Consider the following 19591-nt stretch of genomic DNA (forward strand, 5'->3'; position numbering starts at 1 on the left):
GCCCCGCTCGGACTTCCCCGCTCGGGCTTCCCCGCTCGGACTTCCCGCTTGGACTTCCGGGCGGGGATTGTTGGACTGCCGGGAGCAGAGGGGTCCGATGCCGTTGACGGGGCCCGTGGGGGCGGGCTTACTCAGGCCCCATGTCGCGAAGATTCCGTGCGTCGTGCGCCCTCGCCGCCGCCTCAGCCGTCGTATTCGCCCTCGCCGGGCCGGCCCTGCCGGGGGCTGCCGCGCCGGTGCCGGGGCCCGCCGCCGACACCGCCGTCATCCGGTCCGCCCAGCTGTCCGTCACCGTCGCCAAGGACTTCCCGCGCGTCGTGTCGTACACCGACCGTGCGGGCGGGGGCCGGCTGCTCGGCAGCACCCGGCCGGTGACGTCCGTCGTGCTCAACGGGACCGCCCACCCCGTGCAGGTCAAGGCCGCACCCGTCGTCCGGGCCGGGTCCGCCGCGTACACCCTCGTCTTCCCGTCCCTCCCCGGCGTCGAGATCGACGCCACGCTGTCCGTCAGAGGCCGGGCCACCACCTTCAAGGTCACGGCGGTACGGGACACCGAGGCGTTCCGCGTCGGGACGCTCGACATACCCGGGCACGACCTCGTGTCGGTGGGCAGCGGCGAGGCGGGCGCCGAGACCGCGTTCACCCGGCTGGACCCCGACTCGACGCGGACCGCCGACGTCTTCGCGAAGGTGACCGCGGCGACCCCCGTCGACGCGGCCCCCGTCGGCGCCTCGTACGGCATCGTCAACACCGGCTCCCTCGCCGCCGCCGTCGAGTCCAACTCCTCGTACGACAAGCCGGGCGGCGCCAGTGCCAAGGACGGCGCCCGCCTCTGGCACCGGGCGACCAAGGGCGAGGACGGCGGCGTCCGGGTCGGGCTGTGGTCCGGGCAGTGGACGTACCGCGGCGAAGGCGCCGCGAAGCCCGAGAGCGGCAAGGACCTGCCGTGGGCGAAGGTCGTCGTGACGCCCGACGCCAACGGCGACAAGCAGGTGGACTGGCAGGACGGGGCGGTCGCCTTCCGGTCCATCGGGATCGAGGCGCCCGGGGCGAAGGAGACCCCGGACCGGGTCGTCACCCACATCCCGTTCAACTTCGCCAGCCAGGCCACCCACCCCTTCCTGCGCACCCTCGACGACGTCAAGCGCGTCTCGCAGGCGACCGACGGGCTCGGCCAGCTCGCCGTGCTCAAGGGGTACGGGTCCGAGGGACACGACTCCGCGCACCCCGATTACGGCGGCAACTACAACAAGCGCGCCGGTGGGCTCACCGACCTCAACAAGCTGCTCAAGGACGGCAAGAAGTGGGGGGCGACCTTCGGCGTGCACGTCAACGCCACCGAGTCGTACCCCGAGGCGAAGGCCTTCGACGAGAAGCTCGTCGACAGGACGAAGCCCGGCTGGAACTGGCTCAATCAGAGCTACTACATCGACCAGCGCCGCGACATCAACAGCGGTGACCTGGCCCGCAGGTTCCAGCAGCTGAGGGATGAGACCGACCGCAATCTCAGCCTGCTCTACATCGACGTCTACTACTCGCACGGCTGGATCGCCGACAAGACGATGCAGGCGGTGCAGCGGCAGGGCTGGAACGTCGCCACCGAGTGGTCCGACAAGTTCGAGCACGCCTCGCTCTGGTCGCACTGGGCCAACGACCTCAACTACGGCGGCAAGACCAACAAGGGCCTCAACTCGCAGATCATCCGGTTCATCAGGAACGGCGAGAAGGACATCTGGAACGACCACCCGATCCTCGGCCAGACCGCCATCGAGGAGTTCGAGGGCTGGACGGGCGAGACGGACTTCCAAGCCTTCTCCGCCAACATCTGGCAGCGCAACCTCCCCGCCAAGTTCCTCCAGCAGCAGAGGATCCAGCACTGGGAGAAGGACCGCATCGACTTCACCGGGGGAGTGCGCGGCGCCGTCGAGAACGGCAAGCGCGCCTTCTACGTGGGCGGGGCCAAGGTCCTCGACGGGGAGAACTACCTCCTCCCGTGGGACGGCGGAAAGAAGCTCTACCACTACAACAAGGCCGGGGGGACGACGACCTGGACCGTCCCGGCACAGTTCAAGAGGGCCGGATCCTTCACCGTCAGCAAGCTCACCGACAACGGCCGGGTGAAGACCGAGACCGTCCCGGTGAAGGACGGCAAGGTGACGCTGAAGGCGACCGCCGGTCAGCCGTACGTCCTGTACCCGGCCGGCCGCACCCCCGCCGCGCGCGACGCGGACTGGGGCGAGGGCACCGCGGTCGCCGACCCCGGCTTCAACGACGCGAAGCTCGGTGACTGGCGTACGACGGGCAAGGCAGTCCGCGACACCGACGGTCAGGGCCGCAACAGCGCCGCCCTCTCCGGCACCGCCGCCGCGTCCCTCTCGCAGCGCATCACAGGTCTCAAAGCGGGGCAGCGCTACACCGCGTCCGCGTGGATCGAGGTGCAGCCCGGTGCTTCCCGCCGTACGACGATGACCATCGGCGGCAAGGAGGTCGCCGTCGAACGGTCCACCGCCCAGGAGCAGACCGCGGCCAACGACTGGCACGGCACCTACTTCCAGCGCGCCAAGGTCAACTTCACCGCCCCGCCCGGCGGCTCGGCCACCCTCGACTTCCAGGCGGCGAAGGCCACTTCGGACGTCCGGGTGCGCATCGACGACGTACGACTCGTCGCCAACGCCCCCACCGTCAGGCCCGGCGCCCTCGTCCACGACGACTTCGAGGCCGTCGACCAGGGCTGGGGCCCCTTCTTCAAGGGCAACGCGGGCGGCGACACCGACCCCCGCACCCACGTCTCCCAGAAGAACGCCCCGTACACCCAGGCAGGCTGGAACGGCAAGCGCATCGACGACGTCCTCGGCGGCAAGGAGTCGCTGAAGTCCCACGAGGAGAACGACGGGCTCGTCTACCGCACCGCCCCGTGGACCGTCCCCATGAAGGACGGAAACCGGTACAAGGTCGAGTTCGACCACCAGTCGAGCCACGCCGGTGCCTACGAGTGGGTCACCGGGTACGACCGGATCGGCGCCGACGGAAAGCCCGCGTCCGTCGAGACCCGCCGCACCCCGATCGCCGAACAGCGCACCACCGCCCGCCTCACCGAGACCGTCACCGCGGGCTGCGGCGACACCTGGGTGGGTCTGCGGAAGAAGGCCGGGGCGCCCGAGGGCGCCGACTTCGTCCTCGACGACTTCACCGTCACCGACCTGGGCCCGGCCCCCGAGCGCGCCGCCTGCGGCAACCTCGCCCTGACCCCGGCCGCCGGCGCCTTCGAGCCCGGCCAGAAGCACGAGGTCACAGCCGCCTTCACCAACTACGAGACGACCCCCGCCACCGACGTCGCCCTCACCCTCGGGCTCCCCGACGGCTGGCGGGCCGAGCCCGCCGGGCCGGTCGCCTTCCCGGCCGTCGCCCCCGGCGCCAAGGTCACCGGCAGCTGGCAGGTCACCCCGCCGGTGGACGCCAAGTACCAGCCGTACGAGCTGAGTTCGGCGGCCGCCTACACCACGGGCGGAACCGCGCGCAGGCTCGCCGCCACCGCGGGTGTCCGCACCCTCCCGCCGCCGCCCGCCAAGGACGCGTACGCCAGCGACCTCGACTGGACGTCCATGGAGAACGGCTGGGGCCCCGCCGAGAAGGACATGTCGAACGGGGAGACCGCGCCCGGCGACGGCAAGCCGCTCACCCTCAACGGCACCGTCCACGCCAAGGGCCTCGGCACCGCGTCACCCGGCACGATCCGCTACTACCTGGGCGGAAAGTGCACCTCGTTCGCCGCGTCGGTCGGCCTGGACGACGCCCAGAGCACCCGCGGCAGCGTCCAGTTCGGCGTCCTCGCCGACGGTACGGAGAAGGTGAAGTCTCCGGTGCTGCGCGGGGCCGACCCCGGGTGGGCGCTCACCGCCGACGTGACCGGCGCGAAGTACGTCGACCTGGTGACGGGGGACGGCGGCGACGGACCCGGGAACGACCACGCGGACTGGGGCAACGCACGGTTCCAGTGCGGAAGTTGACCGTTGACAGGCGGTAGCTGACCGCGTGCCGGAACCGGCCGTACGAATACTCCCCGGGCTCTGTCAAGAGCCTGGGGAGTTCCGTGTACGGGGCGTATTCTCCCCGTGCATGGGGGACATGCGGGGTATGGGGGACCGGGGGAGCAGCAGTCGCAGACACCGCTTCTACGCGGACTGGCGGCTCAGGCTCCGACGCGGGGACGCACACGGCCCGGTGTGCGGCGCGGGCATCCTGGTGACCATGCGCCACGTGCTGACCTGCGCCCACGTGGTCGGCAGCCCGGACCAGCGGATCTGGGTCGAGTTCGTCGAGAGCCCGCTGATCGAGGGCGTCGAGGCCACCGTGGCGCCGGGCCCCGGCAGCTGGCACCCGCCCGGAGCGCAGGAACTCGGGCTCGACGCGGCCCTGCTGGTGCTGCGGACGCCCCGCCCCAGAGCCAGGCCCGCCCTGCTCAGCGCGGTGCTGGAGACCGGGCAGGAAGTGGTGGGCACCGGCTACACCGAGTACCACGAGTCGGGGCTGACCCTGGCCGCCCGGGTACTGGGCCCGCACGGGCGCTGGGTGCAGCTGGACTCCGTCACCGGGCCCGTCCGGCCGGGCTTCAGCGGCGGAGCCGTCTCCACCCTCCCGGACGGGGGCGGGCCCGCGCGCGTGGTGGGCATGACCGTCGGACGGCGCGAGGACGACCCCGCCCTGCCCGGCGGCGAGCAGCACTCCCGGTCGTACATGATCCCCATGTCCGAGCTCGGCCTCGACATGCCGCTGATACGGGAGTTGAGCCTGCCGGACGCCTGGGACCAGGGCTTCAGACGGCGGCTGCGCAGCTGGTTCACCGACCCCGGCCAACCCGATGTGAAGCTCAGCGCCGTGCCCGCGGGAAGCGGCCGCGACCGCACCCTGCGGCACGAGCTGTACCGGGCGCACGTCCACTACGCGGGCGGGCGCACCGACCGCGGGGAGTTCGCGGAACAGCTGGCCGCCCTGATCCTGCCGGGCGGCGGCGGCCTCGACGCGTTCCAGCGGTGGCTGCTGCGCGGCGGCACACCCCCCGAGATCGCCGGGAAACGGCCGGTCAGCCGGGTGGCCGTCGCCGTCACCGCACTGGACCGGGACCCCGACCCCGAGCAGCTGACCGAGCTGCTGATCAGGGTGCGCAGGCTCGGCTTCCGTACCCTGATCACCTTTCAGGAAGGCAGCGGCGACACCTGGCGCAGGGCCAGGAGCGCACTGCTCGACCCGACTCTCCTCGACTTCGCCGGGCAGCTGGTACGGCAGCTGGAAGCGTGCGAACGGGCGCAGGACGCACCCGCCTCGGGTCCTGGCGGCGGGCACCCGCCCGACGTGCGCGGCGCCCGCCGGTACGCCGAGACCCTGCACCGCATGCGCACCGGCCCCGAACACGGCCCGGAGTACGGGCCGCACGCGGGCGACGCCGCCAGGACCGCCCTCCTGCTGCACCTGATCCGTGCCGTCCAGCGCGATCTCCTGGCGTGGTCGAGGTGGCCCTGATGAACCGCTGCCCGCACCGCCTCGTCACCGGCGCCCCCTGCGCCGGCAACGTCCTCGCCACCGGCTACTGCGACACCTGCGGACAGCACGAGGACGCGCCGCCGCTGCCGCCGCTCGCCGACCACCCGTGCGACAACGGCCCCGAAGGGCTGCTGCAGCTGCCCCTGCAACAGCCCAGCAGCCCCGAGGACCGGCTGCAGGGCGCCGAGGCACGGCTGCCCACCCTCATGAAGTGCTCGTCGGCGGAGTGCGGCACCGTCTTCCTGCCGCCGTACGTCTCGGGGGCCGTGCCGCCCGCCGGCCGCTGCCCCCGCTGCCGCACCCCCTACTCGTACGAACCGGACCTGGACACCGACGAGGACACCCCGCTCCTGGACGGCCAGTACCAGGTCATCGGCGTCATCGCCCGCGGCGGGCAGGGCTGGGTGTACCTCGCCCGCGACCTGCACCTCGACGAATACGTGGCGATCAAGGGGCTGCTGAACCGGTACGAGGAGAACGGCCCCGCCCAGGCGGACAAGGAACGCCGCGACCTCACCGCCATCCGGCACCCGCGCATCGTCCGGATCCGCAACTTCGTCCGCCGCTACGACCCCGCCGACCCCCGGAAGCTGACCGGCGCGTACATCGTGATGGAGGACGTCGGCGACCGGACGCTGGAGGCGGTGATCGACGCCACCCGGCGCGGCGAGTTCGTCCTCGACGTCGAACACGTCCTCACCTACGGCGTACGGATACTCGAAGCGCTGGAGCACCTGCACGCGATGGGCTCCGCCTACATGGACATGAAGCCGTCCAACGTCGTCCACCACGAGGACAGCGTCAAGGTCATCGACCTCGGCGCGCTGCGAGACCTGGACATCCGCCACCCGGAGCTGGTCCGCACCCGCCACTACGCCTCGCCCGAGATCGACGTGACCCATGTGCCGACCGTCGCCCACGACATCCACACCGTCGGCGCCACGCTGGGCGAACTCGCCGCGTGGGCCGTCGGCGACGACGTGCCGGGGCTCGGCACCGCCTCCTTCCGCGCGGTCCTGGCACGCGCCACCGCGAGCGACGCGGGCCGCCGCTTCGCCACCGCCAAGGAGATGGCCGACCAACTGCTCGGCGCACTGCGGGAGATCAGGGCCCTGCGCGGCAAACGGGACCAGCCCCGCCCTTCGGCCTGCTTCACCCCGGCCCCGCACCTGCTCGGAGCCAGGCTGGGGACCGTACCGCAGCCGGAGCACTGGACCGCCCGCCCGCTGCACCCGCGCGAACGGGCTACGGACGCACCGTTACTGGGCCTCGGGACACCGGCCCCCGCGGAGGTCGCCCGCGGGCTGCCGGTGCCGGTTCCCCACGAGGACGACCCGCAGAAGGAGTGGTTCGGGGTCAGCACCTACGATCCCGCGCGCTACCAGCACGGACAGCCCGACCCCGGCAGGCCGTCCGTCGAGGTCTGTCTGCACAACGTACGGGTGAGGGTGGCCGAGGGCACCCCGCGGGCGCTCGACGACGCCTGCGAACAGCTCGACGCGGCCGACAGCATCCCCGGGGAGCGCGCCGTCCGCGCCTGGCGGCTGGAGTGGCACCGGGGACTGATCGCACTCGGCCGCGGCGACCTGCCCCGGGCGTGGCAGCACTTCACCGAGGTCTACCGGGCGCTGCCGGGGGAGTACGCGGCCAAGCTCGCCCTCGCGCACTGCGCCGAACTCCTCGGCCCGGAGGCGCCGTTGGCCCCGGCGACGCCCGCAGAGCCCGAAGCCCCCATGGCGAACCGCCTCTACCAGGCGGTGCACCTGCGCAACCCCTCGCACGGCGGGGCCGCCCTCGGGCTGGCCCGGCTGGCGCTGGCCGAGGGGGACCGGGCGGGGGCGCTGGCGGTGCTGGACCACGTACCCGAGACCTCCCGGCACCGGTCCTTCGTACGGATCGCCGTCTGGCGGATCCGGGCGGGACGGCTGGCCGACGGCCTCGCCGGGCTGCCCGCCCCGGAGGAGACCCGGGCGGTCCTCGACGAGGTCAGGGCCGCAGCGGACGATCCGGTGCTGCCGCTGTCGGACGACGACGTGCTGCGGCTGCGGACCGAGCTCCTGGAATGGCGGCTGGACACCCTGCGGGCGTGGCACGACGCGACCGGCGCGCGGTGGTGGCGGCGGATGTCTCCCGAAGAGCTTTCCGTACGTGAGCAACTGGAGGGAAACTACCGGCGGCTGGCCCAACAGCGGCTGGACCGCGAGGAGTTCGAGCACCTGATCGACCTGTCGCACGCGGTCCGCCCACCGACCCGCTTCTGACACCCCGCTGCTGAACCCCGCTTCCGACACCCTGATTCTGAACCCCGATTCTGAACCCCGGGTGGGCCCACAGGGCCGCGCCGGGTCCCGCCGACCCAGGAGGCATCGCATGGCCACGCCGAGGGAAGCGCCCGCCCGTCCGCCGGGTCTCACCTTCGGCGTGCGCGTCGAGCACGGGCACGAGCAGAGCCCGCGCCCCGACACGGTCCTGGACGTGGTCGTCCACGTCGACGCCACGCCCGCCGCCGCGGTCGAAGGGCCGCGCCCCGCCGTTCCCCGGTACGGCGAATTCGCGGTCGTCGTCGCCGTGGACCTCGACGCCGACCGCGCCGACTCCGCCAGGGCGGCACTGGCCGAGGCCCTGCGTGCACTGCCCCCCGGCTGCAGCTTCGCGCTGCTCGGCGCGGACGGCCGCCCCGGCTACCCCTTCGACGGCGGCTGGGCCGTCGCGGGCCCCGGCACCCTCGGCGAGGCCGCCTTCGTCGCCACCTCGCGCAAGCTGTACGTCGACCGGAGGGCCTGGGGCCCGGGAACCGGCGGTGCGGGAGTGGCCGGGCTGCTCGCCGCGGCGCGCGCCCGGTTCGCCCTGGGGGCGGGCCGGGTGCCGCCCGTACGGCATCTGCTGCTGATCACCGACGGCAGCGGCGGTCCAGGTCCAGGTCCAGGTCCAGGTCCTGGACCCGGTCCAGGTCCGGGACCGGGGCCAGGGCCTGGGGGGCCCGGACCCGTGGAGCCCGAACTCCGGCTCTGTGCAGGGCAGTTCACCTGCGACGTGCTCGCCCTGGACGGCGACTGGGACCCGCAGCTCCTGCTCGCGGTGGCCGAGCGGCTGCACGGCACCGCTCAGTCGGTGCCCGACCGGTTCGAGACGGCCGCGGGCCAGGCGCTCGAAGCCCGCCACAGCGCCGCCCCCGAACTGCCGCTGGAACTGACGCTGCGGCGGGGCGTGCGCCTGGTGGACCTGGCGGAGACCGAACCGGGGCAGTACTCCCTCCCCGCACTCCCCGTCCCTGACCGGCCGGGAGTGCTGCGGACCCAGGCGTACCCGTGGCACCCGGGCAGGCGCAGCTATCTGCTCCGGCTCGGGGCCGACGCCACGGCCGACCCGCTCGCCACCGACCTGCAGCTGGCCGTGCTGACCGTCGGCGGTACGCACACGCCGGTCGTGGTCCGCTGGGAGACCAGGCCGCGCGCCAGGCCGACCCCGCTCCCCTCGCCGTCCGGCCGGACCCCCGCCGTGGAGGAGCCGGCCGGCCCCGGTGCGGAAGGAGCGGGGGCCCGCCCCTACGGCGTCGACGAGAACACCGTCATCGTCGCCGGAGCCGTCGAGCAGATGCGCAAGGAACTCAAGCGGGGAAAGATCGCCCTGCACAACAACCGGCGCGAGTCCGCCGAACACAGGCTCGGCGCCGCCGTCCAGCTCGCCCACCAGCTCGGCGTCGACTGGGCGCTGGCCGAGGTCCGCAGACTCGCCGACATCGAGGACGCGCGCCTGGGGATCGTACGGGTGCACGAAGCGGTCGACAGGGAAGAGCTGAAGCGGTCCATCCTGCACCGCGAGGGCACCGCGGCGGCGGGCCCGCCGGCCGCGGAGCCGACCTTCGCCGTCGTACTCGGCTGTCCGTACTGCGGACGGCGTGCGGGGGCCCAGGCCCGGTACTGCATCAGCTGCGGCGAGGAACTGGCCGGAGCGCGCCCATGAGCGCCCCGGCCCCCGCACCCCCGTCCGGGCGCTTCTCCGGGCCCGCCGCCGTCGGCACCCTGCGCCTCATGCTGCGCCAGTGGTGGCACCACCGGCGCAGCGGTTCCCGCACCCGCCGACTGCTGGAACGGCACCTCGCCGCAGCGCTGTTCCTCGCCGTCCTCGGTACCGGCGTCATGCTGGTGTCGTACCGGGAGATCGACCGGACGTCCGCCGAGCTGGCAGGCGCGTCCGCGCCCGCCGTGCAGAACCTGGCCGCCGCCCGGCTCGCCCTGCTGCGCGCCCACGAAGAGGTCCGACGGGCCAGGAAGGCGAATCTCACCGACGTGGTCGGCCCGGGGGAGAACTACAACACCCAGCTCTCCGCCGCCGACCAGGGCCTCTCCCGGCTGGTGCAGATCCAGATCGACGGTGCCAGGGGCCGCACCGCCCTGGGCACCAGCAACGGCCTGGTGGAGAAGTACGCGATCTCCGTCGCCGACGCGGTCCGCTACCAGGCGTCGGACCTCATGTGGCGGCAGAAGTTCGGCGAGGCGACCTCGCTGCTCACGCGCAAGCCGGTCGGCGTCGTACCCCGGCTCGACGAGTTGCAGGGGGACCAGTTCCGCAAGGTCGAGACCGACACCGGCCTCGGCGGGCTCCAGGTCGCAGGCTGGGCCGTCGCCGAACTCGCCCTGATCGGCCTGCTGTTGACGATCCTCTCGGCCCTGCGCGTACTGCGCCGCCGGTGCGGCCGCCGGTACGACGGCTGGCTCGCCGCCGCCCTGCTGCTCACCGCGGCCCTCGCCGTCCTGCCGCTGTGGGCGACGACGGTCACCCAGGACCGGCTGGACGCGTCCCGTGACGAACTCGCCCGGTACATCGCGAGCTCGCGGGACGACACCCGGGGCGTGGCGGACAGGCAGGAGGAACTCACGGCGGCCTCGTCGGAGTTCCTCGTCCGCTTCAGCGCCGAGGACTGGCGGGCGGGCGCCTACTACGCCTTCCTCGCGGGCGGCGCCCTGGTCTGCGTCCTGCCCGCAGTCGGGTGCGTGCGAAGGCTCAACGCCGACTACTGGAGGGCGAGTTCATGAACCCGCACCCGAGGACGGGCCGGGTCCGGGCCGTCGCCGCCGCCCTCCTCCTGGCCCTTGCCCTGCTCCTGCCCACCGGCTGCACCCTCGCCGCCCCCGGCGGCGGAGCCCCCGCCGAGGACCGGGTCACCGTGCTCGGCCCGTGGACCGAGGAGCAGGAGACGCGTTTCACCGCCCTGCTGGACGGCTTCGGCATCCCGTACACCTACCAGGGCACGGCGGCCCAGCGGGAAGTGCTGCTCTCCCAGGTGCAGGCGGGCACCGCGCCGGACGTGGCGATCATGCCCGGGGTCGGCGAGCTCGCCGACTACGCGGCCAACGGACAGCTCAAGCCGCTGGACTGGCTCGACCCCGAGGACCTGAAGCAGTACGGCGACCCGTGGCTGTCCCGTACCGGCGACCACAAGGTCCGCTGGGTCCCCGTCAAGGCCGACCTCAAGAGCATCGTCTGGCACCGCAAGGGCCGCCTCCCGCCCCTGGAGCCCGCCCCGGCGGCCGCCTGGTGCATGGGCATGGGCGACGACGGCGCGTCCGGCTGGCCGGGCAGCGACTGGATCGAGGACATCGTCCTCCAGTCGCAGGGGCCTGAGGTGTACGAGGGCTGGGCGAGCGGCCGGATCCCGTGGACCGACCCGAGGATCGCCTCGGCCTGGCGGGCCTGGGGCGCCCTGATGGCCAAGGACGACGCGGCGGCCAGGACCGCACTGCTCACCGACCACAGGGGCCCCGCCCCCGCACCTTCGGAGACCGGCGGCGGACTTCTCTTCGGCGGCGGTGCGTGCACCCTGGAGCACCAGGGCTCGTTCGCCTCCGCCTTCTACGGGCCGAAGGCCGCCGACGCGGAGTTCGTCGACTCGGCGAAGCTGCTTCCCGGCGGTCCTTACCCCCAGCGGGGGCACGAGGTGTCGGCGGACTTCGCGGTGCTGTTCAACGACACCCCGCAGGCCCGCGCCCTGCTGAGCAGGCTGGTGTCCCGCGAGGGCCAGGAGGAGTGGGCAGGGGACGGGAAGGTGTTCTCGGCCCGTTCCGACGTGCTCACCGGTCGGCTGCCGGATGCGGGGGTGCGTTGCCTCGACGCGTCCGACGTGATGTCGCCGGCCGTCAGGGACGCCTTCTACGAGGCCGTACTCCTCTATCTGGCCGACCCGGGCCAGAACCCGGCGCCACGGTTGGCGGGCATCCAGAAGGTGCAGACGGTGCAGAAGGAGCAGGAGAAGCAGCGCGCGAACGGCGCGCGAACGGTCGGGGTCACCGAGGTGTGCAGCGAGTCACACTGAGTGCCTTTGTGAGCTCTTTACAAAGAGCGTCCGCACCGAGCAGGGATTTCCTCCTTTCCCGGACATGGTTCTGTTCAGCTCCCACAGGGATAGCGTCCGGAGACTGTGCAGAGTCGACGGACCGTTTTCTTGGCGTTCTTCGTAGGGTCGACACATGACCGTTTTGGATACTCCGGGCGAGCCCACCGACTCCCGCGGCCGGGTGGCCGAGCTGCACGCGCTGCGTGAGCAGGCCGTCCGCGGCCCGAGCGAGCGGGCGACCGAGGCGCAGCACGCCAAGGGCAAGCTGACGGCGCGCGAGCGCATTGAGCTGCTGCTCGACCCGGACTCCTTCAAGGAGGTCGAGCAGCTGCGCCGGCACCGGGCGACCGGTTTCGGTCTGGAGAGCAAGAAGCCGTACACCGACGGTGTGATCACGGGTTGGGGCACGGTCGAGGGCCGGACGGTCTTCGTCTACGCGCACGACTTCCGGATCTTCGGCGGTGCGCTGGGCGAGGCCCACGCCACCAAGATCCACAAGATCATGGACATGGCCATCTCGGCCGGTGCGCCGCTGGTCTCCCTGAACGACGGCGCGGGCGCCCGCATCCAGGAAGGCGTGTCCGCCCTGGCCGGGTACGGCGGCATCTTCCAGCGCAACACCCGCGCCTCGGGCGTCATCCCGCAGATCAGCGTGATGCTCGGCCCGTGCGCGGGCGGTGCGGCCTACAGCCCCGCCCTCACCGACTTCGTGTTCATGGTCCGCGAGACCTCGCAGATGTTCATCACCGGCCCGGACGTGGTGCGTGCGGTGACGGGTGAGGAGATCACCCAGAACGGCCTCGGCGGGGCCGACGTCCACGCCGAGACCTCCGGCGTCGCGCACTTCGCGTACGACGACGAGGAGACCTGCATCGCCGAGGTCCGCTACCTCATCTCGATGCTGCCGTCCAACAACCGGGAGAACCCGCCGACGGTGGTCTCCGAGGACCCGGCCGACCGGCGCGGCGACGTCCTCCTTGACCTCGTCCCGGCCGACGGGAACCGTCCGTACGACATGCGCAAGGTGATCGAGGAGCTCGTCGACGACGGCGACTACCTGGAGATCCACGAGCGCTGGGCCACCAACATCCTCTGCGCACTGGCCCGGCTCGACGGCCAGGTCGTCGGGATCGTCGCCAACCAGCCGCAGTCCCTCGCGGGTGTCCTGGACATCGAGGCCAGCGAAAAAGCTGCCCGGTTCGTCCAGATGTGCGATGCTTTCAATATCCCCATCGTGACGCTGCTCGATGTCCCCGGCTTCCTGCCGGGTGTTGATCAGGAGCACGGCGGGATCATCCGGCACGGCGCGAAGCTGCTGTACGCGTACTGCAACGCCACGGTGCCGCGGATTTCGCTGATCCTGCGGAAGGCGTACGGGGGCGCGTACATCGTCATGGACTCGCAGTCCATCGGCGCCGACCTGACCTACGCCTGGCCGACGAACGAGATCGCGGTGATGGGCGCCGAGGGTGCGGCCAATGTCATCTTCCGCAAGCAGATCGCGGAGGCCGAGGACCCGGAGGCGATGCGGGCGCGCATGGTCAAGGAGTACAAGGCCGAGCTGATGCACCCGTACTACGCCGCCGAGCGCGGACTGGTCGACGACGTGATCGACCCGGCGGAGACCCGCCAGGTCCTCATTTCCTCCCTGGCGATGCTGCGCAACAAGCACGCGGACCTGCCGTCCCGCAAGCACGGCAACCCGCCCCAGTAATTCTTCCTGCCGGAAACGACGAGACGGAGACGACGAAACCGATGAGCACCCCTGCCGATACGGCTGCCACGAAGAACCTGCTGCGCGTGGAGAAGGGCGAGGCGGCTCCCGAGGAGCTGGCCGCGATCACCGCGATCCTGCTGGCGCGTGCCGCCGCGCGCCCGGCCGAGGTGTCGGCCCCGCACGGCCGCACGGCGGCGGGCTGGCGCCGGCTGGAGCGGACGCCGGGATTCAGGGCACCGCACAGCTGGCAGGGCTGACGCCGGCCGGCTTCTCGTACGGTACGTACGCCGAAGGCCCGGCACCCCGTTTGTTCGGGGTGCCGGGCCTTCGGCATGAGCGCTCGCTGCGGGTGGGTGTTGTGCGGGTGCGTCGTGGCTGGTCGCGCAGTTCCCCGCGCCCCTAAAAGCCTGCCCCCTAGCCCCCGTGGGCGGCTGACGCCGCCGACCCCCTAGCCCCCTTGGGCAGCGGGGCCGCCCCCCGGGGGCGGGACGGGTGGGCAAGGGGGCGGCCCCCACGCGGAGCGCGCCCTCTTACGACCGCACGCGCTCGCCACCGCCCCCCGCCCGTACTACCGAAGCCGCGCCATCAGCGCATGCTCCACCAAAGTAATCAGCGCACTCTTCGCATCCGCCCGATGCCGCGCGTCCGTCGTGATGATCGGAGTGTCGGGCCCGATCTGGAGGGCCTCGCGGACCTCCTCCGGGTTGTACGGCTGGTGGCCGTCGAAGCCGTTGAGGGCGATGACGAAGGGCAGGCCGCTGTTCTCGAAGTAGTCGACGGCGGGGAAGCAGTCGGCGAGTCGGCGGGTGTCGACGAGGACGACGGCGCCGATCGCACCGCGCACCAGGTCGTCCCACATGAACCAGAAGCGGTCCTGACCGGGCGTACCGAAGAGGTACAGGATCAGGTCCTGGTCCAGCGTGATGCGGCCGAAGTCCATCGCCACCGTGGTGGTCGTCTTGTCCCCGGTGTGGGTGAGGTCGTCGATGCCCGCCGACGCGGACGTCATGACGGCCTCGGTGCGCAGCGGGTTGATCTCCGACACGGCTCCGACGAACGTCGTCTTGCCGACGCCGAAGCCGCCCGCCACCACGATCTTCGCGGAGGTTGTGGAGCGGGCTGCTCCGCTGCTAGAGCTTGCGAAGTCCACTGAGCACCCTTTCGAGCAGTGTCACATCTGGCTGACCGCCCGCGGCTTCGTCGCCGCCGGGCTGGTGAATGGCGACGAGTCCGGCCTCTGCCAGGTCGGCGACGAGGATCCGGGCAACGCCGAGGGGAATGGAGAGCAGTGCCGAGATCTCGGCGACCGACTTGATCTCACGGCACAGGTGGCAGATCCGCTGGTGCTCGGGCAACTGCCCTTGCAGCCTGGCGGGTTCCGCCGTGGTGCTGACCAGCGCCTCGATGGCGAGCTGGTAGCGGGGCCTGGTACGGCCGCCCGTCATGGCGTACGGACGCACCAGGGGGTTGTGGGTGCCGCCCGGGGAGGACGACGCGGGGGAGCCCGAACCGCGGCCGGCCCCCGGGCGCGGCTGCACCGGCTGGATGCCGGGCTGCTGCGGCGCACGGTGCGAAGGCGGCGGGGGCTGCTGCTGGTAGGGGCGCTGCTCGTACGGTGAACGGCTGGGGGTGGAGGGGAAGTTGAAGCGGTTCTGCGAGGGGTCGCCGGGACCACCCTGACCCTGTCCCGGGCCACGGCCATAAGGCCAGTCGGCCGACGAACCGTTTGGGGGCGTTGCCACGTTCTCCTCCTCCGACTGCACTGCGGGCACCATTCACTGTGGAGCCACGTCCCCGAACCCTAAAGCCCGGGGACGCCAATACGCACGGGGTGTCTGCTAGTTGAGAACACTTGTGTCTGCCTGTTCGACTACGGGCAGATCTTCAGCGAATTCTCAGTTGAGCAGACTCCCCTGAAGCTCGGCCCGCAGATCCGGGGTCAGCACCGTGCCGGCCCGGTCCACGAGCAGTGCCATCTCGTAGCCTACGAGGCCGATGTCGGCGTCGGGGTGCGCAAGCACCGCGAGCGAGGATCCGTCGGAGATGGACATGATGAAAAGGAATCCACGCTCCATCTCCACCACTGTCTGGTTGACGGCGCCGCCCTCGAAGATCCGAGAGGCACCGGCTGTCAGCGACGTCAACCCGGAGGCCACGGCCGCCAGTTGATCGGCACGGTCACGGGGGAATCCTTCGGACATCGCCAGCAGGAGTCCGTCGGCGGAGACCACCACCGTGTGGGAAACACCAGGGGTGTTGTCCACGAAGTTGGTGATCAACCAGTTCAGATTCTGCGCCGCCTGGCTCATCGGGCTCACACTAACGCTCCTGGTTGTAGGTACTACCCGGTCCACTGTGCTGATCGTAAGTGGCCGCTTGGTTCTGGTCCGTTCCCGCGCTGCGTCCCCGTTGCACGCCCCGGCGCAGGTTGCTCAACCTGCCCCGTACGTCCTCGGGTGCGCGAGAGACCTGGGGGCCGCTCTGCGGGCTCTGCTCCGCGGTGCCCTCGACCAGGTTGGCCTTGGGCACCCGCTTGGGGAGGCCGGAGGGAGTGATCCCGCCCGCCTTCGGGTCCTTGAGCTTCTCGGCCCGCTGCCAGCGCTCGTCGTTCGACGTCCGCCAGCCGCTGTCCGCCGCCTCGGCGTCACCGGGGGCGCCCTGCTGACCGGGGCCCTGCGCACCGTCCTGCGCGGCGGCGGGCCGCTGCGGGAGCTTGGCCTGCGGGGGCTGCGGCGCCTGGGAGGTCTGCGGCGCCTGCTCCTGCTGCTCCGAGCCGCCGGCGGACTTGCTGTGCCGGCTGAGCATGCTCTCCGGACCGGACTGGCTGCCACGGCGCGGGAGACCGGCGTCGGTCAGTGCGTGACCGGCGCGCGGTGCGGGAGGAGTGGGTCCCGGACGGTCGAAGCCTACGGGGTCCTGCGCCGCTTCGGGGGCCTCGGGGGAAGACTGACCGGATTCCGCTTGTGCCGGGTACGAGGGGTCGTACGCGGCCTGGAAACCGTTCTGGTCCTGCCAGTTGGCCTGCTGAGGCTGCTGGGACTGCTCCTCGTAAGCCTGGTACTCGGGTTCCGGATAGCCCGGCTGCGACTGCTGCGGCTGCTGCTGGGACTGCCCGGTGTACTGCTCGGTCGAGCCGAAGGAGTCCCGGGGGCCGAAGCCGTCGAAGCCGCCGGAGGAAGCGGGGGAGGCGGGGGGCGCGGCCGGGTAGCCGTTCTGGTCGTAGCCCGGCTGCTGCTGGTCGTACTCCTGGTACGAGGGGGAGGGGGCCTGGTACGCGGATTCCTGGTAGGGCTCCTCGTACCCGCCCTGCTGCGGCACCTCGTCGCGGAACAGCGGGCGGTCCTCGCCCTGCGCGGACCTGCCCTCCAGGGCGGCCCTGCGCTCCTCGCGCTGCAGCGAACGGTTCACCGGATCGAGCGGTGCCTCGTACTGCGAGTCGTCGAAACCGAGTTCGGCCGCGGTCCGCAGCGGGGCGGTCTCGAAGGCGGGCCGCTCGGGCGCGTTCTGCTGCTCCGCCATGATCGAGGAGACCGTGAAGTCGCCCTGCGGCAGGTTCTCGCCACCGCCACCGTGGGTGATCGCGTCCGGGAGCATGACCAGCGAGGTCGTACCGGCCTGCTCGCCCGAGGGGCGGAGCTGGACCCGGATGCCGTGCCGGTCGGCGAGGCGGCCGACCACGAACAGGCCCATCCGCTGCGAGACGGCGGCGTCCACCGTCGGCGGGTTGGCCAGCTTGTGGTTGATGTCCGCGAAGTCCTCGGCGGTGAGGCCGATGCCCTTGTCGTGGATCTCGACCATGACGCGGCCGTCGGGCAGCCGGGTCGCGGTGACGCGGACCTTGGTCTGCGGGGAGGAGAAGGTCGTGGCGTTTTCGAGCAGCTCGGCGAGCAGGTGCACGAGGTCGGTCACGGCCTGGCCGTGGATCTCCGACTCGGGGACGCCGGTCAGCTCGATGCGCTCGTACGACTCGACCTCGGAGGAGGCGGCGCGCAGGACGTCGACCAGCGGAACCGGCTGGTTCCAGCGGCGGCCCGGCTCCTCGCCGGCGAGGACCAGGAGGTTCTCGCCGTTGCGGCGCATACGGGTCGCCAGGTGGTCGAGCCGGAACAGGCTCTCCAGCTGGTCGGGGTCGGCCTCGTTGTTCTCCAGGTCGGTGATGAGGGTCAGCTGGCCCTCGATCAGCGACTGGTTGCGGCGCGAGAGGTTGGTGAAGATCGCGTTGACGTTGCCCCGGAGCATGGCCTGCTCGGCGGCGAGCCGGACGGCCTCGCGGTGCACCTGGTCGAAGGCGCGGGCCACTTCGCCGATCTCGTCGTGCGAGGTGATCGGGATGGGCTGCACCCGGGTGTCGACGCGGCCGGGTTCCGTACGGGAGAGCTGGTCGACGAGCATCGGCAGGCGCTGCTCGGCGATGGAGAAGGCGGCGGTGCGCAGCCGCTTCATCGAGCGGCTCATCTGGCGGGCGACCGTACCGGCCAGGATGAAGGCGGCGAGCAGGGCGACCACGACGATCGCACCGTTGATGATCGCGTCGTTGCGGGAGTCCTCGGAGATGACCGCGGCGTCCTTGACGGCCTTGTCGACGAGCTCGTTCTCGATCTGCGAGTAGCCCTCGAACTTGGCGGTCGAGGCGGCCGTCCAGGTCTCGGGAACGATGCCCTTGGCGGCCAGCGCCCGCTTCGACTGGCCCTTGCAGATCTCGGCGGCCATGCCGTCGAAGACCGAGCCGTTCTTGCTGGGCGGCGTCGGGAAGGGCTTGCCGGCGGCCTGCGCGGCGGCCTTCGCCGCGGCGAGCTTCTTGGCGCCCTCGTCGGCCTTGCCCTTCATGACCTCGCGGAGCCGGTCCACGTCGTGCTGGGTGCCGCCCGACGCGTACTCGCCGAGGGCGATCGTCTCCAGGTAGTTGTACGAGCAGAACGCCTTGACCTGGCCGTCGTAGATCGTGCCGTTGCCGTTGCCGCCGGGGCGGATCAGCAGGTGCAGGCCGATGGCGCGCTGCAGCGACTCGGCGGCCTTCGCCAGCTCGACGGCGTACACGGTCCGCCCGTAGGAGGTGATGTTGCCGGAGTCCAGGCTCAGCTCGTTCGACACCTCCATCAGGAAGTGCTGGACGTCGCGGTAGCCCTCTTCGGTGGCGACCGGGTTCTTGTTCTCGACGCCCGCGGTGTACGCGCTCTCGCGCAGCGCCGGGAGCTTCGGCTCGGCCTCCCGGATGCGGTGGAGGCGGTTGCGCAGGCCCTGGTTGTCCGGCATGCCCTTGACGGCCGTGTCGAACTTCTGCTTAGCGGCGTCGGTGACGGCCTTCGCCGCGACGACGTCCTTGCCGTCCCTGCTGCCGCCCGCGAGCAGCGGTGCGGCGGTCAGGTCGCGTTCGTTGAGCAGTGCGTGGCCGTACTCGGCGGCGGCGCGCACGATCAGCGCGGTCTTCTCCGCGTCCTGGGCCTGCCGCCAGTTGTTGATGGAGCCGCTCACCTGGAAGCCGCCCATGACGAGGGCGACCAGGGCGGGTATGAGGAGGATCGCGTTCAGCCTGGTGGCCACCCGCCAGTTGCGGGGCGACATCCGGCTGGTGCTGCCGCTCTGCGGGGCGTCCGCGGGTATGTCGGCGGCACCCGGCGCCGCAGCACGCGACGGCGGGGTGAAGTTGCCCCGCGTCTGCTGCTCTGCGGAGCTCTTCTTGCTTCGCCTCACTCGACCAACAACCTCTCGGCGTCGGCACCTACGCTGTGCCGTGTTTCGTTCAGGGCCGTACGGACTGCTCGTCCTACTCGTACTTACTCAGGAGTTTCGCCGAATTCCAGCACGGCCGACGGTTCTGAACCAAACAGCCGGAAGGCAGCCTTCCTAGTGGCCCATCCCTCAGATAAAACGGGCATAAAGAACGAGCCCCGTCAAAAGACGGGGCTCGTGTGAGCACAGCGACACCGAATGAACGCGTCGGGTTGCCTTGCTCCTGCAATTCTCTGTCGAAACGTTATGAACTCCACGGCGAAGCAGGGGCG

Annotated in this window: 12 protein-coding genes; 8 read left to right on the forward strand and 4 right to left on the reverse strand. The window is 71.5% G+C overall.

The window, feature by feature from the left end:
* Nucleotides 1-140: 140 nt before the first annotated feature.
* From ACH4SP_RS33075 to ACH4SP_RS33110, 8 genes are all read left to right on the forward strand, one after another.
* Complete coding sequence (locus tag ACH4SP_RS33075; protein ID WP_398420451.1) at nt 141-4007, forward strand: endo-alpha-N-acetylgalactosaminidase family protein; 3867 nt, start codon at nt 141-143, stop codon at nt 4005-4007.
* Between the two features lie 109 nt (nt 4008-4116).
* On the forward strand, nt 4117-5517 hold the full coding sequence (locus ACH4SP_RS33080) for a serine protease (RefSeq protein WP_398420453.1): 1401 nt from the start codon (nt 4117-4119) through the stop codon (nt 5515-5517).
* Nucleotides 5517-7799 (forward strand): tetratricopeptide repeat protein, encoded by a 2283-nt coding sequence (locus tag ACH4SP_RS33085; RefSeq protein WP_398420456.1) that lies wholly within the window; start codon nt 5517-5519, stop codon nt 7797-7799. The genes ACH4SP_RS33080 and ACH4SP_RS33085 overlap by 1 nt, the downstream gene beginning before the upstream one ends.
* Before the next feature lie 109 nt (nt 7800-7908).
* Nucleotides 7909-9501, forward strand: coding sequence for a hypothetical protein (locus ACH4SP_RS33090; protein WP_398420458.1), 1593 nt, complete (start codon nt 7909-7911; stop codon nt 9499-9501).
* On the forward strand, nt 9498-10574 hold the full coding sequence (locus ACH4SP_RS33095) for a hypothetical protein (RefSeq protein ID WP_398420460.1): 1077 nt from the start codon (nt 9498-9500) through the stop codon (nt 10572-10574). The genes ACH4SP_RS33090 and ACH4SP_RS33095 overlap by 4 nt, the downstream gene beginning before the upstream one ends.
* A complete protein-coding gene (locus ACH4SP_RS33100; protein ID WP_398420462.1) occupies nt 10571-11851 on the forward strand; it encodes an extracellular solute-binding protein in 1281 nt (426 codons plus the stop codon). The genes ACH4SP_RS33095 and ACH4SP_RS33100 overlap by 4 nt, the downstream gene beginning before the upstream one ends.
* 154 nt (nt 11852-12005) lie before the next feature.
* The gene (locus tag ACH4SP_RS33105) at nt 12006-13586 is read left to right on the forward strand and encodes an acyl-CoA carboxylase subunit beta (protein WP_398420464.1); all 1581 of its coding nucleotides are present in this window, start codon (nt 12006-12008) and stop codon (nt 13584-13586) included.
* 41 nt (nt 13587-13627) lie between these two features.
* Nucleotides 13628-13846 (forward strand): acyl-CoA carboxylase subunit epsilon, encoded by a 219-nt coding sequence (locus ACH4SP_RS33110; RefSeq protein ID WP_185034324.1) that lies wholly within the window; start codon nt 13628-13630, stop codon nt 13844-13846.
* 311 nt (nt 13847-14157) lie between these two features.
* Here ACH4SP_RS33110 and ACH4SP_RS33115 read toward each other — a convergent pair whose 3' ends face one another.
* The 4 genes from ACH4SP_RS33115 to ACH4SP_RS33130 form a co-directional block, all read right to left on the reverse strand.
* Complete coding sequence (locus tag ACH4SP_RS33115) at nt 14158-14739, reverse strand: ATP/GTP-binding protein (protein ID WP_185034326.1); 582 nt, start codon at nt 14737-14739, stop codon at nt 14158-14160.
* Nucleotides 14720-15331, reverse strand: a complete 612-nt coding sequence (locus tag ACH4SP_RS33120; protein ID WP_398420466.1) for a DUF742 domain-containing protein — start codon at nt 15329-15331, stop codon at nt 14720-14722. Before ACH4SP_RS33120 ends, ACH4SP_RS33115 begins: the two co-directional genes overlap by 20 nt.
* A gap of 153 nt (nt 15332-15484) precedes the next feature.
* Nucleotides 15485-15898 (reverse strand): roadblock/LC7 domain-containing protein, encoded by a 414-nt coding sequence (locus ACH4SP_RS33125; protein ID WP_030980891.1) that lies wholly within the window; start codon nt 15896-15898, stop codon nt 15485-15487.
* Nucleotides 15899-15908: 10 nt separating this feature from the next.
* Nucleotides 15909-19280 (reverse strand): nitrate- and nitrite sensing domain-containing protein, encoded by a 3372-nt coding sequence (locus tag ACH4SP_RS33130; protein ID WP_398420468.1) that lies wholly within the window; start codon nt 19278-19280, stop codon nt 15909-15911.
* Nucleotides 19281-19591: the final 311 nt, after the last annotated feature.

Origin of the sequence: Streptomyces sp. NPDC021093, assembly GCF_044333135.1 — a bacterium.
GTDB lineage: Bacteria > Actinomycetota > Actinomycetes > Streptomycetales > Streptomycetaceae > Streptomyces.

Bases quoted from the DNA above. Each gene is read 5' to 3' on its own strand.
- ACH4SP_RS33085 (WP_398420456.1), top strand. From the start codon at position 5,517: ATGAACCGCTGCCCGCACCGCCTCGTCACCGGCGCCCCCTGCGCCGGC.
- ACH4SP_RS33090 (WP_398420458.1), top strand. From the start codon at position 7,909: ATGGCCACGCCGAGGGAAGCGCCCGCCCGTCCGCCGGGTCTCACCTTC.
- ACH4SP_RS33110 (WP_185034324.1), top strand. From the start codon at position 13,628: ATGAGCACCCCTGCCGATACGGCTGCCACGAAGAACCTGCTGCGCGTG.
- ACH4SP_RS33075 (WP_398420451.1), top strand. From the start codon at position 141: ATGTCGCGAAGATTCCGTGCGTCGTGCGCCCTCGCCGCCGCCTCAGCC.
- ACH4SP_RS33105 (WP_398420464.1), top strand. From the start codon at position 12,006: ATGACCGTTTTGGATACTCCGGGCGAGCCCACCGACTCCCGCGGCCGG.
- ACH4SP_RS33080 (WP_398420453.1), top strand. From the start codon at position 4,117: ATGGGGGACATGCGGGGTATGGGGGACCGGGGGAGCAGCAGTCGCAGA.
- ACH4SP_RS33095 (WP_398420460.1), top strand. From the start codon at position 9,498: ATGAGCGCCCCGGCCCCCGCACCCCCGTCCGGGCGCTTCTCCGGGCCC.
- ACH4SP_RS33100 (WP_398420462.1), top strand. From the start codon at position 10,571: ATGAACCCGCACCCGAGGACGGGCCGGGTCCGGGCCGTCGCCGCCGCC.
- ACH4SP_RS33125 (WP_030980891.1), bottom strand. From the start codon at position 15,898: ATGAGCCAGGCGGCGCAGAATCTGAACTGGTTGATCACCAACTTCGTG.